Annotated in this window: 19 protein-coding genes; 1 reads left to right on the forward strand and 18 read right to left on the reverse strand. The window is 55.9% G+C overall.

The features are described from left to right. Positions 1 to 335: 335 nt before the first annotated feature. From ACR1XY_RS00510 to ACR1XY_RS00525, 4 genes are read right to left on the reverse strand one after another with little or no spacing between them, the layout of a single operon-like run. The gene (locus ACR1XY_RS00510) at positions 336 to 749 is read right to left on the reverse strand and encodes a GTA-gp10 family protein (protein ID WP_480589054.1); all 414 of its coding nucleotides are present in this window, start codon (positions 747 to 749) and stop codon (positions 336 to 338) included. Then, positions 749 to 1,198: a phage tail tube protein gene (locus ACR1XY_RS00515; RefSeq protein WP_480589056.1), complete on the reverse strand. Its 450-nt coding sequence runs from the start codon at positions 1,196 to 1,198 to the stop codon at positions 749 to 751. The genes ACR1XY_RS00510 and ACR1XY_RS00515 overlap by 1 nt, the downstream gene beginning before the upstream one ends. 32 nt (positions 1,199 to 1,230) lie before the next feature. Beyond that, on the reverse strand, positions 1,231 to 1,437 hold the full coding sequence (locus ACR1XY_RS00520) for a hypothetical protein (protein WP_480589058.1): 207 nt from the start codon (positions 1,435 to 1,437) through the stop codon (positions 1,231 to 1,233). Continuing rightward, positions 1,438 to 1,836 (reverse strand): hypothetical protein, encoded by a 399-nt coding sequence (locus ACR1XY_RS00525; RefSeq protein ID WP_480589060.1) that lies wholly within the window; start codon positions 1,834 to 1,836, stop codon positions 1,438 to 1,440. A 74-nt stretch (positions 1,837 to 1,910) separates the two neighbouring features. On the opposite strand from ACR1XY_RS00525, the gene ACR1XY_RS00530 reads away from it, so the two are divergent. Beyond that, positions 1,911 to 2,213 carry a hypothetical protein gene (locus ACR1XY_RS00530; protein ID WP_480589062.1) on the forward strand — a complete coding sequence of 101 codons (303 nt, stop codon included), beginning with the start codon at positions 1,911 to 1,913 and terminating at the stop codon, positions 2,211 to 2,213. Here ACR1XY_RS00530 and ACR1XY_RS00535 read toward each other — a convergent pair. The 14 genes from ACR1XY_RS00535 to ACR1XY_RS00600 all read right to left on the reverse strand — a co-directional run bounded on the left by ACR1XY_RS00535 (position 2,210) and on the right by ACR1XY_RS00600 (position 13,512). Then, positions 2,210 to 2,617 carry a DUF3168 domain-containing protein gene (locus ACR1XY_RS00535; protein ID WP_480589064.1) on the reverse strand — a complete coding sequence of 136 codons (408 nt, stop codon included), beginning with the start codon at positions 2,615 to 2,617 and terminating at the stop codon, positions 2,210 to 2,212. The two genes, ACR1XY_RS00530 and ACR1XY_RS00535, sit on opposite strands and share 4 nt — an antisense overlap. After that, positions 2,614 to 2,946 carry a phage head completion protein gene (locus ACR1XY_RS00540; protein ID WP_480589066.1) on the reverse strand — a complete coding sequence of 111 codons (333 nt, stop codon included), beginning with the start codon at positions 2,944 to 2,946 and terminating at the stop codon, positions 2,614 to 2,616. Before ACR1XY_RS00540 ends, ACR1XY_RS00535 begins: the two co-directional genes overlap by 4 nt. Continuing rightward, complete coding sequence (locus tag ACR1XY_RS00545) at positions 2,943 to 3,512, reverse strand: head-tail connector protein (RefSeq protein ID WP_480589068.1); 570 nt, start codon at positions 3,510 to 3,512, stop codon at positions 2,943 to 2,945. Before ACR1XY_RS00545 ends, ACR1XY_RS00540 begins: the two co-directional genes overlap by 4 nt. A 6-nt stretch (positions 3,513 to 3,518) precedes the next feature. Next, positions 3,519 to 3,671, reverse strand: a complete 153-nt coding sequence (locus ACR1XY_RS00550) for a hypothetical protein (protein ID WP_480589070.1) — start codon at positions 3,669 to 3,671, stop codon at positions 3,519 to 3,521. A 106-nt stretch (positions 3,672 to 3,777) separates the two neighbouring features. Further along, positions 3,778 to 5,010: a phage major capsid protein gene (locus ACR1XY_RS00555; protein ID WP_480589072.1), complete on the reverse strand. Its 1,233-nt coding sequence runs from the start codon at positions 5,008 to 5,010 to the stop codon at positions 3,778 to 3,780. Positions 5,011 to 5,024: 14 nt separating this feature from the next. Next, the gene (locus ACR1XY_RS00560) at positions 5,025 to 5,870 is read right to left on the reverse strand and encodes a head maturation protease, ClpP-related (RefSeq protein WP_480589074.1); all 846 of its coding nucleotides are present in this window, start codon (positions 5,868 to 5,870) and stop codon (positions 5,025 to 5,027) included. After that, positions 5,848 to 7,113 (reverse strand): phage portal protein, encoded by a 1,266-nt coding sequence (locus tag ACR1XY_RS00565; protein ID WP_480589076.1) that lies wholly within the window; start codon positions 7,111 to 7,113, stop codon positions 5,848 to 5,850. The genes ACR1XY_RS00560 and ACR1XY_RS00565 overlap by 23 nt, the downstream gene beginning before the upstream one ends. A 10-nt stretch (positions 7,114 to 7,123) precedes the next feature. After that, a complete protein-coding gene (locus ACR1XY_RS00570) occupies positions 7,124 to 8,845 on the reverse strand; it encodes a terminase large subunit (protein WP_480589078.1) in 1,722 nt (573 codons plus the stop codon). Beyond that, the gene (locus ACR1XY_RS00575) at positions 8,845 to 9,324 is read right to left on the reverse strand and encodes a resolvase (protein WP_480589080.1); all 480 of its coding nucleotides are present in this window, start codon (positions 9,322 to 9,324) and stop codon (positions 8,845 to 8,847) included. The genes ACR1XY_RS00570 and ACR1XY_RS00575 overlap by 1 nt, the downstream gene beginning before the upstream one ends. A gap of 70 nt (positions 9,325 to 9,394) precedes the next feature. Beyond that, entirely contained in the window at positions 9,395 to 9,778 is a 384-nt protein-coding gene (locus ACR1XY_RS00580) for an HNH endonuclease (RefSeq protein ID WP_480589082.1), read from the reverse strand. Positions 9,779 to 10,000: 222 nt separating this feature from the next. Further along, positions 10,001 to 10,927, reverse strand: a complete 927-nt coding sequence (locus tag ACR1XY_RS00585; protein ID WP_480589084.1) for a hypothetical protein — start codon at positions 10,925 to 10,927, stop codon at positions 10,001 to 10,003. A 151-nt stretch (positions 10,928 to 11,078) separates the two neighbouring features. Then, positions 11,079 to 12,884 carry a DNA primase family protein gene (locus tag ACR1XY_RS00590; protein WP_480589086.1) on the reverse strand — a complete coding sequence of 602 codons (1,806 nt, stop codon included), beginning with the start codon at positions 12,882 to 12,884 and terminating at the stop codon, positions 11,079 to 11,081. Then, entirely contained in the window at positions 12,881 to 13,285 is a 405-nt protein-coding gene (locus ACR1XY_RS00595) for a hypothetical protein (protein WP_480589088.1), read from the reverse strand. The genes ACR1XY_RS00590 and ACR1XY_RS00595 overlap by 4 nt, the downstream gene beginning before the upstream one ends. After that, on the reverse strand, positions 13,282 to 13,512 hold the full coding sequence (locus ACR1XY_RS00600; RefSeq protein ID WP_480589090.1) for a hypothetical protein: 231 nt from the start codon (positions 13,510 to 13,512) through the stop codon (positions 13,282 to 13,284). Before ACR1XY_RS00600 ends, ACR1XY_RS00595 begins: the two co-directional genes overlap by 4 nt.

Here is a 13,512-nt window from a genome sequence, read left to right on the forward strand (position 1 = left end):
GTAGCTGATCGGGACATACCCTGAAAGCTACGTGCGGCAGTTCGGTTGGCCCGAACAAAGCCGCGCTCGGCCTGCCGCTGCACCTTCAACGCCCGCGCCTCGATCCGCGCAAGCTGCTTTAGTGCATTCTGCTCCGTTACGCCTACGGGAAGCTGTAAGCCGTCAGTATCATTCACCACTGAACTTTTCTCCCAAGGCGCAAAGGTTGTCATACTCAGCGTCCGAAAGCGGATCGCTGTTCACTGAATGCCCCGGCCCATTCGCGCGCCGATAGCCCTCAACACACGCCTGGTATTCCCAGAGGCTCATTTTCTTGATCTGCTGCGGAGTGAAGCCTAGGACGGCTCCGTTTCCGTAGATTTGGGAGAATTTGATTCTGGCGGGCTCCCCTCTCCCGCCCCGTCCTCCCCCACCGTGTCGTGCTCCTTACCGGAGAGGGAATGAGTGATGAACGTGTAGGCCAGCAGGTTCAGTTCCGAGATATCCCCGTCCTGAAACCCTTGGCTCGCTTTCTTCGCCGCATCCTTGCGGTCCATTCCGCCGCCAATCAGGCCGAGGCGAATGGCGTTGATCGTCTCCTGAATACGCACAGGCGCATATGCGAAACTGCCCCGATCCTGCGCCAGCGAAAGCCGATAGCGGTAATCAAGAACACCCTCTTTCGTCAGGTCATCCAGCGCTTCAAGCTCGCCGATGCCGAGAAAGAACTCATCCTCGCCACCGGCCCAATTCAGTGTGACCGACTCCATCAGGTGGTCGTGGTGAAGGTCATTTCGCCGTCAGAGGCGATGGAAACCGAAACCTGAGCTTTGTCACCGCGCTCACCAGTGACCTCAAAGCCGGTCACATGGACCTTGCCAGCCCAGTATCGCCCGTTCGTCGTATCATCGGCTGCGCCAATGTAGACCCGCGCGTTGATCGAACTGGTGTCATTAAACGAGGCCCACCATTCGTCAATCGCTTCAGCAGCCAGAATGCCGGTTCCGGTGGCCGACATGTCCAGGCTTTCAACTCCGCGCTCGATCCAAGCAGGCAGTTCCGGATCGTCACAATCCGGCACGTTCACGTCACGGGTGTTCTTCGTGAAATTGACAGTGTGGTTATTCAGTCCGCACGGGCGCAGGTAGGTTCCGGGGTTAGCGGTATCCTCCAAAAAGATCGCGACCGTCGAACCTACATAGGTTGTCGGTTTAGCCATAGGTTAGGCTCCTTCTATGGGAAAGGGTCGCTTCACAGCGATCCGGTTAATGCCTTGCCCAAGGGCATCTGTTCGGGCTCGGGGTTGCCCCCGATTTCTTGAACCCGGTCGCCGGCCTTATCCAGGCAAGCGCGGGTTAATCCGTATCTGATTTCACCGGCCGTAAACGCCATCACGACGCCGGGGCGCGGGCAAAAGTCGAAGTCTTCGAGAATTAGGTACTGCCGTTGTCTCGGCATTCACGACTTCCACGCTTTCCGCATTGCCCGCGAGATCCGGGACCGGACGCGGGTTCGGACCATGCGTCCCGCAGGGTTGAAATACGGGTTGGCAGGCATATTGAGTGTGCCGTCTTCTTGAAGCTTGGCGTTCTGAAACCGCACACCGCGTTCATTCGTTACGATTGTGGTCTCATCCCCGGCCTTGACGATACGTCCGATGAAATCTGGGTTGTCTGGTTCTTCTACGCGGATGGTACCAATCAACTTTCGCTCTTTCTCGGGCGCTAGATACCGCATAGCCGCTGCGGCCTCTTCTGCGCCCTGCTCCGCCGCCAGTTCAGCCGCGCGGCGCGTCTTGATCCACTTGGTGCGAAGCTGCGGCCACACCTTGCCGAGGCCGTTTGTTGAGTTTGCCATATTTTCTCTCAATGATTGAAAATCACCCGATAATTGACAATGATTGCCGAAAATCGCCTTTACGGAGCCTATTTATGAACCGAATTACATATGCCTGTGCCCTGATCATTATCGCGGGGACTGCATCAGCGGATTTATCTACTGACCAAAAACTTGCTGCCGCTTGCCTAGGTTGGCAGCTGGATAGAGCAAATTTTGCGACAATGATTTCCAAACAACATGACTTGCGATCAGCCCTGCTTACCATCAGCGACTCTGATCAATCGGGCGTTGCTCAACAGTTAACCGTTAACCTGAGTAAACTAATCGAGGTGGCTGAAAGTGCTTTTGATGCCTCTGGAAAGCCTTTCGAAACTTCGTGCGCCCCAGCAGACTAAACCTCTTCCACCAGTGCCCGCACAGTCAGAATTCCGTGCGCTGTAATCCCATCAGGATCTGAAACAAGCCGTGTTTGGACAACCCGGATCGAAACCAACGCATAGGGGTCTGGCAGGGTTAGATCGGCATCATGCAGGACCTTTCTCGCAGCACTTACGATCCGGCTGCACGGGTGCTTTTTGCCTCCGTCTCGTGACCAGCAGTCGACTTGCAAGGTGATCTCTTCACCTGAGATGCATTCCCCGTCATCCGGTATGGCATCAAAGGGGCCCATTGTGATCCGCGGAAAAGGATCAGTTGTGGGCGGGTAGTCATGCACATTCGAACCAACGATGGCGGAAACCGCGGCATCGGCTTTGAGCGTGTCAATGATGAGCTTTTGCAGCTCGGCCATAGCGCTCATACCGCAACACCACTCTCAACCACGACGTAGACCCACATCCGGTCCGTCACCGCGTCCAACTCGCGAATCTGGTACTCAACAACGCGGCGCACATCACGCATCCGATAGGACGTTGTGATGGCTTTTGCTGCGACACACTGTCGAATTCTCACCTTGAAGATGCTGCGCCCCTTCAACCGGGCTGCATCCACCGCTTCCGATCCCCGGGAATAAATGAACTCTGCCCGGCAGGCATGGCGCTGCGTCCAGACCTTGTCTTGCCCGCCGTATCCGTCCGGCGTTTCGACCTCTTCATCGAAGACAACAGACTCACGCAGTTGCTGGCTCATACGCGCACCCACCGATAAGGCGCGATGAGATTGAGGACCATCGAGCCAGCCTCGATCGAGCCCAACCCGCCGCGATCGTCATAGAGTTGCCGCACCAATTGCATGACAGCCAGTTTCAATGCCCACGGCACCGCGTTTGCCGCGCCAAACCCAGCAGTAAAAGCAACGGTGATCGGCGCTATGCCTTTTTCGGTCACTTCCGGAAGCGTGGCATCGGAATCGATCATCACGCAGGTGCCAAGCGACACCGGGTGGTGATAGACCACGTTGGCAGGCAAGGTCTGCTCGACGTCTGACGTGTCACGATATCGGATCACAACCTGCGTCACATTCGGAACCGGCAGAACAAAGCTGCGATCGAAACGCGTTTGCTCAACCATCCAGGTCTGGGTCACCATGCATCGGCCCAGGATTCCCTGAAACCCATCCAGATGCGACACGGCGGCATGAATGATCTGGGTGATCAGGAAGTCATCGTCGTCATGATCAATGACGCCGTTCTGCTTGCAGTCATTCACACTGACCGGCAGATCGTCTGGTGGGGTTTCAAGGATCGGCCTGAACATGTTGGATTACTTCTTTGCGGCTGGCTTGCCGTAGGGCTTGGGGTCCAGACCCATTTTTTTCGCCTGCTCCGGCGTCATCGACACGCGGCCTGCAGCAGCAGGTTTACGCTTTGGTGCAGATTTCGGAGCTGCCAGCGTTTTATTATCTTGGGTTGTCATGATTTTTCCTTCTCATGAATAGACACGTTTGCGATGCCCACCTGGTCGATCAGCATCGCAAACGTGTCCGGGTTTCACACCGGACACATTCCTTGCCGCCAGGGCCTTAGGCCATTTGCAAAACCTTCAGCGCCTCGGGATTGTTGACACCACCGCCGACGCGTTTGGTCGTGTAGAAGTGAACGAAAGGCTTGTTGGTGAACGGGTCGCGCAGTACCCGCACACCTGCCCGATCCACAATCAGGTAGCCGCGCTGGAAATCACCAAAAGCCACGGGCATGGCGGTGGTGGCGACATCCGGCATTCCAGGGATTTCAGTGACCGGATATCCGGCCAGCATCGAAGGCTGCCCCGCTGCCAAGGAAGGCTGCCAAAGCAGTTGCCCGTCCGCGTCTTTCAGCTTGCGAATGATACCTTGGGTCGTACGGTTCATCACGAACCGAGCAGCTGCCGTAAAGGCGGACGGCAAAGCATAGACCAGGTCCATGATGTCGTCAGTGTCGATCGCCGCCGCCGCGCCCGCCGTAACAGCCTCGATCGAACCCATCGGGTTCGTCGCATCATGAGTTCCACCCGTGACGAAGGTCAGAAAACCTGCGGGCTTGTTGGTGCCATTGCCGGCGACAAAAGCCAGACCTTCCTGATAGGCAAATTCGGTCTCGACTTCGTTTGCGATCCAGCTTTCAAGATCAACTTCAGCATCGTCCAGCATCTGCTGCGTTGCAGCCGGGTTTGCGTAGATTTCGCCCGGGTTGAACGCCATCTGGCCGAACGTTGCAGTACCGGTCTCGCCACGAGAAGCCGTTTCAGCAACCCAACCGGACGCTGTGCCGCGCAAGTTGTAAAGCTTCGTGAAACCCGCCGTGGAAATCGTCATCATCCCGGAGATTTGGCGCATCATCGAAACTTCGATCAGCTTGTCCGTGATGGTGCGATCCCATTCCTTGGGCGCAAGATAACCGCCCTCCGCGTCCGCGCCTTTTTGCAGGTTGGCCTGTACGTCGCCTTTGCGGAAATGCGCCCGGAACGCCTCGGTGTATTCCGGATCTGGTGCGGCACGGTTTTCGCCGCCTAGCATTTCCATTGCCGCCATTTTGGCGTTGTACTGATCGACCGATGCCTGCAGATCGGAAACGCTGGAGCTGATGCGTTCCAGTTTGTCCGTGGTGACGACATCATCAAACTTCTTGGCGATTTCCTTGTCTTTTTCATCAAGGGTTGCCTTGAAGTCGGACCAATCTTTCTGAAGCGCTGCCAGCACCTTGTTAACATCACCGGACGCATCCGCGCGCACAGCGACAATCCCCCGCGCCTTGGCGGGAACCTTAAAGTGTTTCATCGTCGTTATCCTAATTACTGCTTGAGTGTTTCCCGCAGCCCTTCCAGTTGGGCCACGACTGCACCAGCGTCCTGCGTGGTGGATAGGGCAGCGCCTGGCATACCCCCTTTTGCATCGGCCAGAAGCGCACGGCGTTCTGATCTTGGCATTCCTGTTTTGGCAAGTTGCGCATCCAGTCGGCGTGAAGCATTCACACCGCGCGCAGCTTCGGCCTTGGCCTTGTCCTCAGTCACTGCATCTGCAGGAAGAAAGCTGTCAGCCAACCCCACCTCAATGGCCTGCTCACCATTGAACCAGGTCTCTTCGTCCATCCATTTCACAGCCGCGGACTTCTCGACGCCGGCACGATCCGAATAGACGGTTGCCATTGAATCATCGAAGGGCTCCAGAGTGTCCGCCGCCGCTATCATGTCGTGGCGATTTCCAACCGCCAATACCCACGCGTTATGGACCATCAGAAACCCGGCCTTGCCGATCTCGATTTCGTCGCCGGCCATCGCAATCACCGAAGCCGCCGAGGCCGCCAGTCCCAGAATTCGGACAGTGACCTTGTGCGGATGCGCCCGAAGCATGTTGTAAATCGCAACCCCTTCAAAGAAGTCACCGCCGGGGCTGTTCATCTCGACCACAACATCCTGATCCCCGATCGACCGAAGCGCCGCAGCCACGCGCTTGGACGTAACACCGCCGCCGCTCCAGAAGTCCTCTCCGATCACATCCAGCATGGTGATGGTGTTGTCCTTCTCGGCTTTGGGTTCAAAACCCGCATTCCAACGCGCAAGAGCGTCCGCGTCCGGTTCAAAGGCGCAGACCGTGGGAAGCCGTTCGGCCTTGAGTTCAGGTAGCTTGCGAAGTGTCATGTGTGCCTCCTTTGCCTACAAGTCCCGGTGGCGGTGGTGGGGTTTCATCGAGTTCCGGAAGATCCGACAACTCACGGACCTCCTGCCATTTCATCCAGGGTTGATGACCACCTGCGCCAAGCGCTTTGGCGAAGAATTCCGCCTGGTCTTTCATCGACCCGCGCAGCAGCGCCCCGGCATTGAATTTGGCCTCGTATTTGTCGGCCTCGGTCTCGGTCAGCAGGTCTCGCTCGATCCCCTGCTCCCAAGCGACAAACCACGGGTTCAGCCCATAACGAACAAACAGTTGACCCAGCACGTCGATCCCGGACCCCCAAGAAGTGTCATCCATCGCTAACAGAGGGCGCGGCACGCCGAAGGGGCGCGCAATATCTTCGATCTGAAACTTCCGGTTTTCCATGTTTTCGCTGTCCTTGCTGGACTGCGACATGCCCTGAAGTTCCATCCCCTCTTCCAGGATCTTCCACTTATGTGCGTTATCCGCGCCCTGACCTTCATTCATGCTGGCTTTCAGACGCTCATAGGCCTCCGGGCTCAACTGGCCGGGATGCTTCAGCGCCCCCCCGACCATCATGCCGTTCCTAAACAGGCGGGCCGCAGCTGTGCTGGCCTGAATCGCCAATCCGATGGCTTCGGCTGATTGCTTCACCAGCGACAATCCGGTTTTTCCATCTTCTGACAAACCGAAGCGGACGTGGAAAACATCGCTTTGGCCCAGCACCAGCTTGCCTCCACCGGGCTTGGTGAACTCATAGCGAAGGGTAAAATCCAGATTCTGATCGATCTTCGGAATCCCGTATGGCAGCGGGATCAGCTGCACAATCCGGTTGCCGCTTCTGATGATGCGGGCAAAAGCACTGCCGTACTGCAGTGCCAACTGTTCCATGAAGGCGCGGAACTCAAACGCCGTTTGCCAGGCATTCGGGCGACGATGCAAAACCCGAAACAGCGGATGCTCTGTCGCGTTTTCCTTGGTGCCCTTGTGCTGCAGATGCAGCGGCAACATACCGATCGAAAAGGACAGAAGCGAGACACACCGCATGACGGTTGTGTTCTTCATTGCGCTCTTGACTGTCACGGTCGCACCGGATTCCGTCAGGTTTCCAGATCCGTTGCGGACGAACTCGTAAAAGGCCGGATCGTTCAGGCTCGAAAATATGCCCGCTTCACCAACTGACGCGCTCACAGACTGATGTGTCGCCGCCTCGTGGGAGGATCGGCGAAGGAAATCAAAAAATCCCATATTCTCCCACCTAAACTGTCAGAAGCCCGCGATCCTGGTAGACCGAGCGGCCTTTGCCGACAGGGTTCCAGCTCATCAGCTGCACGCAGTTGAAAAAGGCCATGAGGGGGTCTATTTTGGCCGATCCGCTTTGCGCTTTTGTCACGATTACAGCGTTTCCGCGCTGTTCGGTTTTGGCGTTTCCAACGCACCAATTCATGATCCGCTGGTTACAGTGCACCAAGGTTCCGTTTTTCAGTTTCACCGGCGCCGATTTGATTGCTGCATTCAGCTTGTAACCCTGCGATACGGCGCGAATATCCTCGATCTCAAACCCGGCTTCGATCAGAGCATCAACAATCTTTGCAACCCCTTCCGGGTCCATGCCAATGCCATCTTCTTCCGGCAGCAATCCCGCTTCTTGCAATTGCTCACAGATTTCCACGATCTCCGGATAAGCCTCATCTTCAAGATTATCGACCAGTGTCAATTCTTCGGCTTTTTCGAGTGCCAAAAGCTCCGGTGCAATGATCTTGCGGAGTTCCAGAACATCCCTGTCAGCCCAGGCCTTACCCCAGAATTGCCACTTCTTCGTTTCCTCATGGCGCCCCATGACGCCAAGGCCGAGAAGATCATCAAGCCCACCGCCGTCCACACCAACAACACACACGTCCGAAGTGGCCATAATCTCTTCGAGCGAAATCTCGCGGCCGGCCTTTTCCCAATAGTCAGCGCCAACCCAGCGACCCGTACTCAACCCAACGCCGATTTCGACGTTCAGGTGTTGGGACGCGAATAGAGCCACACTCTCGGGCCCTTCCCGTTCTGCTTTGCGCAGATCATTGATCAGATCTTCCAGAAAAACTGATCGACCGAGGTTTGGATTGATCAGATCCCAGGTCTTCGGATCTCTCCATTTTTCCTTTTCGACCATGTCCTTCGGCAGTTCGTACATGACTGCCAACATCGGAAGCTTCAACTCGCCGTCACGCACAGCCCGCGCGGAATGCAGTTCTTTCTCGAACTGGCCAGTTGGGCGTTCTTTGGATTGTGTGGTGATCTGCAGAAAGAACCCCTCAGGGCGAGACTTCAACCCACCGCGCAGTTCGATGAAAATATCAGGCGCTTTGTGCTTGCTGCCCAATACGTGTGTTTCATCCACCAGTATGTAGCAACCTTTGGACCCGGTAACGACATCGCCATCCGCCGAAAGGATCATGATGACGGCCTCTGTGACCAGGTGTGTGATTTGCTTCTGGTGGTTTTGTGGCTTGAACAGCTTCCTCAGCTGATCATCCAACGCGATTATTCCCCTGATTGTCTTGAACGCGATACCAGCGATCTTCTGCGTTGGCGCGATCAGGTATAGTTCCGCCTGTGGCCGTTCATTCATGATAGCCGCGGTCAGGATGATCCCCGCCGAGATAGCCGACTTTCCGTTTTTCTTTGGCACCAGCAGGAAGAATTCGCGCAGCATCCGGCGTTTAATTTCCGGGTCATAGCTGCCGAAGATCACCCGGACGAAATCAAAAACCCAGTCATCGCATATCTCGCCGAATGTCGGCGTTCCGGGTAAATCCGGAACCTTGAACCGCTTGAAGATGCGAAGCGCCTTGTCCGCCACTTCATCGAACAACGGCAAATCTGGGATCAGGGAGAGCCCATTGAGAATGCGATCTTCCCAATCCGGAACAGATGTGTCCCATTCGGGATCAACACCCATATCCTCGAATTCTGGGGCAAAATCCAACATCAGTGCATACCAGGGCTCAGGTCATCGCCCCAACCTTCGTCACCGCCATCAGCCACACGGCTGGCGGCCCGCTTTTCCTGTTCCTTTTTGCCAAGGGGTTTCGAGTTCTTTTGCTTTTCCTGCGCTTTCGAGATCCGACCAGCCGCCAACATCAAATCGTTCTTTTCGATCATCTGATTGAGCAACCGCATTGCCCCGACATTTCCGTTGGAAGCTTGCTCAAGTGTCTTTTCCAATCGCATCGCATCCAGGCGGTCCCGTTGGATGTCACGGCGCTTAAGCTCTGAAAAATAATACCTTTTCAGCGTAGGCAAAGAGCAATGTATCGCGTTGGCTATGCGCTCATTCGACCAACCCAGACCCAATAACATCATGACTTTATTGCGGTTTTTCTGGGTCGGCTGATGCGCTGGCCGTCCCCGCTTACCGCTTGGCAGCCGAACGGGATCGCCAAAAAGATCGAATTGTTCGTCAGCCAAGAAAAAAATCTCCGAATGATGGGGTGGCGGGTCTGGGCGGTCAGGCCCTCCAGACTTTCGACCCCCCCTACTATGCGTAGCCGCGCTTCTCTTGCGACTGCTTCACCTTGTCGTGCCATTGCTTCGACACGATCTGCCAATTGCTGCGATCCCAGAAGAGTTTCAGATCACCACGATCAGCCTTGATGTGGTCGACAACAGGGCTGTCCGGGGCAGGATGCTTGCCGAGCAACGGCACACCTGTCTTTGCACAGCGCAGCACGTCGCCTGCTTCAACAGCCTCATCCCACTTCAACTTGATGAACTGTGCCCGGGCGCTCTGCCACGCAGCTGTGTTGATTGGTCGATCAGATCGGCGCTGGGTATCTTTTCCGGTATCAGGTCTATCCCGATGCAGCCGTGACCGTCCCTTGCGTAACCGCGAAGGGAGACCACGTCCTTTCAACGCGCCCATGATTGATCCCAACTATCACTGCTGTGAAACACAGACGAGGCGAGGCACCTGCTGCCACTGGTACCCCGCCTCTGATCAAAGCCGATACGGAACGACCTGGGGGGAAGTTTGCCTGCGAAATCGGCTTTGAGTGCTGCTCAAATGCGAAGCGCCCGAGGCAGGTATTCCTGCTCCGGGCGCAATTCGGTTCGGTGACAAGATGTCAATAGAAGCTCATTTGTGTCAAGCGCTTTTTCTCCAAGGCGTCATCGGTGGCATGACATCAGACACGACAAACCGCTCAAGTTCTATACCTCTCAGGCCAGCCGCAACCGACAGCAGCGCGCCCCACCAATCAAGATAGCCCCGCCGTGCCGCCGCGATCTGGGGCGCAGACGGAACCCATACACACGGAACCCAAAGGTCATGGCGTTTGCGCCTCCGACCGCGCACGACATACTCGATTGTCCTGCAGACCTCAGATTTACCATGAACGCCGCGTTGGTTGCGCTTTCCCCAACTCTTTGGCTGCAGCCTCTGTTGACCAAGATCCCATTTCGGCACCGAGTATCCCCGGGCCAACTCCGCCACGCGAACCGCCAGATCAAAGCGCACGGTGTTTCGCAGTATCGTTGCCACGATTTCTGCATCATCATGCGGATAGCTGCGCCCGAAGGACGTATCTGGACGCACGCCTTCACCACGCACAAACCCAAGACTTAACGCCTCAGCGATACGACACTCGGCACCTGCTCCTGGCAGACCGATGCCAAGAGCAACACCGATTTCGTCATAGTCGAGGGTCGCGCATTCAGCCGCAAACGCCCATTCCAGTAATGATCTGACGGATATTATCTCACGTCCGCAATCAGCTCTTGGCCGCACCGGACCGGCCACACTTTCTGCAATCTGCCCATTTTCCACCTGTACCCGCTGCATTATCATCGCATCCCTCGATATCTTGTGCCTGTTTTTTTCTGCGAACCTACATCTTGAATCGAACGGGAGTTCAGGGAGGATAGGTGTTTTTGAAAACACCTTGCCTCCCATGAAGAGCGTCAATGCAACAACCTGTAATAAAACAAGGTTTTTTAAGCTGTGGGAACATAGGGAGGATAGGGAACCAGATTTCAGTATCTTTTGAGATTTGAACCCAGAACGCTTTTGCAAAAGCCTCTCTTGCGCGCGCGTATGCGTAGGTCGGGATTATCCTCCCTACACTCCCCACATTCCCATTCGATACTTTAAGCGCCTGTAATCGCAAAACTTTCCCCTGACCCCAAGTTTTAACCTACACTCCCGCTCACTTGATCTACCTTCCCTAGCTTCCCGCTATATCCTTAGAATCGGGGTCCGGGGTTTGAGCCATACCCAAAGGACGCCCGTTGTGATCCTTTGGCGCATCATCAAATCGACGCTTGAAGGCATCCGTAAGCCGAAGACCGACATACTGTGAGATGCTGGCCTTGCCCTTTGAGAACTGCATACCTGTCGATGGATGGCGCCACTGACGCGCCTTGACGGCAATCTGTCGGGCAAACGTGGTTGGCTTCCAACCTGACATGCCGCGCTCGATCAAATGGTAATTGAACGCATCACCCAGAAGCTTTGATGCGATCGTGTCGCTCGGATCACCAGTGACGACACAACACGTCGTCAGGAACAGCCCTATGGGGTCGCTCTCTTCCCGATACTCCTTTGTGGCCTCATCAACGGCAGCCGGCGGCCGGAGCCCGCCTTCAAGGAAATCGCACAGGCCTTCGACCAACCACGAGAATATCCCGTCTCGCTCTTCCCAAAGCTTGTTGACCAGGTCCGGATCTCGCTCATCCTCCGGGATCTGCACATCAAACGGGACCAGCATCACCCGCCGCCAGATACCGTCATCCGTACCCCGAATTTCCGGCTTGTGGTTGCCACTCATCGTCAATTTGAAGACAGGCCGGACCTCGACGAAATCAGAGTGAAGGGCGCGCACCTGAATAGGTTCGCCACCCGTCAACTCCTTTATCAATCCCTCTTGAAGCCTTTGGCCTTCGTCTGGTTCCGAAGTACGCACGGCTCGTGCACCCATAAGAGGGATCAGGTCAGGCGTGGCATCTCCACCCCCACGTCGACTTGTTCCGGTCAGGGATTCAATTCGCGCCGTGGCCGCGTAGTTTCCAAGGATTCTGGCTATGATATCGACCAGAACCGATTTCCCGTTCGCGCCGCCGCCATAGAAGAAAACCAGGCGCTGCAGGGGCAATCCAGTCATTCCGAGGCCAAACCATCGCTGGATGAAGTCACGCATCTCCTTGTCGGGCTGGACGCGCGACAGAAAGGCATCGAAGCGTTTTCGAGATGCCGACTTGTCGAAGTATACTGGCATTATCTTCGTCAGACGCTGATCGCGCGCGTGATCAACTCGATCAACTTCAGCAATCTTACCAGCGCCGTCGGCACTCATATCCACGACCGAGAAGCGCAAAACACCAGACAAGGTGTTCACATCGAGCGGGCGGGCGTCCAGAGCCTCATAGGCAACCGCAAGTTCAACCCCAGCTTCCTTGAGAGAATTATCTATGCGGGCCGAATTGCCGGTCGTTGTTGCAAAGCTGCGGTGCCGGGCCCTGCGATCCTTCAACCTCTTTTCGACCTGAGCAATCGAATCAAGCTTGTTTCGGACCTCACCCAGTTCCGAGACCTGCTCCTCGGACTTTTCACCCTTGATCGCCTCCAGATCCCGACGCCGTCCGATCAGGTCAGATTTTTGGGCCAACATGGACCTGTCGAACTCAGACAGCTCGAGATGAGGGATTTCCTTGAGGATCAGATCCGTCAAGCGCTGTGCACGCCGCCTGACAACCAGCATGTCGTCGTCTTTGATCCAGCAGCATCCATCCCAGTCAAACCACCCCACCCGCGGAACAAACATCACGTCTTTTCCGAAATGCTCTACAAACCGCTGGCCGTTGCCGTAATCGTTTAGGGGAAGCATGGCGGCCCTGGACAAGGCCTTTTCCATCTCAGCTCGATCGCCTGCAGACTCAACCTGATCTGAGCCTTCGCCATCATCACCGTCTGAAACCGGCGCAAGATTGGAAAACGGGTCTTCGCCCTCTACTTCATGGGGTTCATCACTCATGAAGCACGCCTCAGGAACTTGCCCTCGGCATCGACACGGGCGAGAAATTTACGTTTGTCGGTTGCAGACATGCACTCCCAAAATACGACAAAGAGGCGTTTTGTTGCTGCCTGACAGAAGTTGGTTCGCTCGATGCGACGCAATCCAGCCGCAACATATGCCTCCAGTTCGGGCGGCGTTGCGCAATCAGCCCAAAAGGCCGCATCCTCGCGCATTTCCGCAAACAGGCTCTGAACGTCCGGCACTCCGGCCCCGTTCTCATCCAGCCAAGCGGCCGCAATCTGGTTCACTGCCCTGACCTCGGCCTTGCTTTCCAGCGCGGAAAGAAAGTTGATCAGATGAAAAGCGACTGCGCTGACCATGTACGGTTCCGGTGCTCGTTTTGGTTGGCTTTCACTCATATCCTCATCCCCAACTCACCCGCTCTTTCACGCAAGGCGGCCAATTCACCCGGAAACCAGATCCGATCGTCAAATTTACGGGCCTTCAGCCAGCCCGATATCTCCCCTTCCTCCAAACGCCGGATCATGCGCAGCTTGGCTTGCCTTTGCGCCTCGGACATGTATCTCTGGCTGGCTTTCGCGATCGGCTGAAACGACCCGACGTTGTGTTGGAAGAGATCCGCCAT

It is taken from the genome of Ruegeria sp. AD11(2025) (assembly GCF_056542405.1).

Excerpts from the sequence above, each read along its gene's own strand:
- ACR1XY_RS00565 (WP_480589076.1), bottom strand. The coding sequence starts at position 7,113 with ATGGGATTTTTTGATTTCCTTCGCCGATCCTCCCACGAGGCGGCGACA.
- ACR1XY_RS00535 (WP_480589064.1), bottom strand. The coding sequence starts at position 2,617 with ATGAGCGCTATGGCCGAGCTGCAAAAGCTCATCATTGACACGCTCAAA.
- ACR1XY_RS00580 (WP_480589082.1), bottom strand. The coding sequence starts at position 9,778 with ATGGGCGCGTTGAAAGGACGTGGTCTCCCTTCGCGGTTACGCAAGGGA.
- ACR1XY_RS00555 (WP_480589072.1), bottom strand. The coding sequence starts at position 5,010 with ATGAAACACTTTAAGGTTCCCGCCAAGGCGCGGGGGATTGTCGCTGTG.
- ACR1XY_RS00530 (WP_480589062.1), top strand. The coding sequence starts at position 1,911 with ATGAACCGAATTACATATGCCTGTGCCCTGATCATTATCGCGGGGACT.
- ACR1XY_RS00510 (WP_480589054.1), bottom strand. The coding sequence starts at position 749 with ATGGAGTCGGTCACACTGAATTGGGCCGGTGGCGAGGATGAGTTCTTT.
- ACR1XY_RS00550 (WP_480589070.1), bottom strand. The coding sequence starts at position 3,671 with ATGACAACCCAAGATAATAAAACGCTGGCAGCTCCGAAATCTGCACCA.
- ACR1XY_RS00520 (WP_480589058.1), bottom strand. The coding sequence starts at position 1,437 with ATGCCGAGACAACGGCAGTACCTAATTCTCGAAGACTTCGACTTTTGC.
- ACR1XY_RS00595 (WP_480589088.1), bottom strand. The coding sequence starts at position 13,285 with ATGAGTGAAAGCCAACCAAAACGAGCACCGGAACCGTACATGGTCAGC.
- ACR1XY_RS00570 (WP_480589078.1), bottom strand. The coding sequence starts at position 8,845 with ATGTTGGATTTTGCCCCAGAATTCGAGGATATGGGTGTTGATCCCGAA.
- ACR1XY_RS00560 (WP_480589074.1), bottom strand. The coding sequence starts at position 5,870 with ATGACACTTCGCAAGCTACCTGAACTCAAGGCCGAACGGCTTCCCACG.
- ACR1XY_RS00590 (WP_480589086.1), bottom strand. The coding sequence starts at position 12,884 with ATGAGTGATGAACCCCATGAAGTAGAGGGCGAAGACCCGTTTTCCAAT.
- ACR1XY_RS00540 (WP_480589066.1), bottom strand. The coding sequence starts at position 2,946 with ATGAGCCAGCAACTGCGTGAGTCTGTTGTCTTCGATGAAGAGGTCGAA.
- ACR1XY_RS00515 (WP_480589056.1), bottom strand. The coding sequence starts at position 1,198 with ATGGCTAAACCGACAACCTATGTAGGTTCGACGGTCGCGATCTTTTTG.
- ACR1XY_RS00545 (WP_480589068.1), bottom strand. The coding sequence starts at position 3,512 with ATGTTCAGGCCGATCCTTGAAACCCCACCAGACGATCTGCCGGTCAGT.
- ACR1XY_RS00525 (WP_480589060.1), bottom strand. The coding sequence starts at position 1,836 with ATGGCAAACTCAACAAACGGCCTCGGCAAGGTGTGGCCGCAGCTTCGC.
- ACR1XY_RS00600 (WP_480589090.1), bottom strand. The coding sequence starts at position 13,512 with ATGGCGGATCTCTTCCAACACAACGTCGGGTCGTTTCAGCCGATCGCG.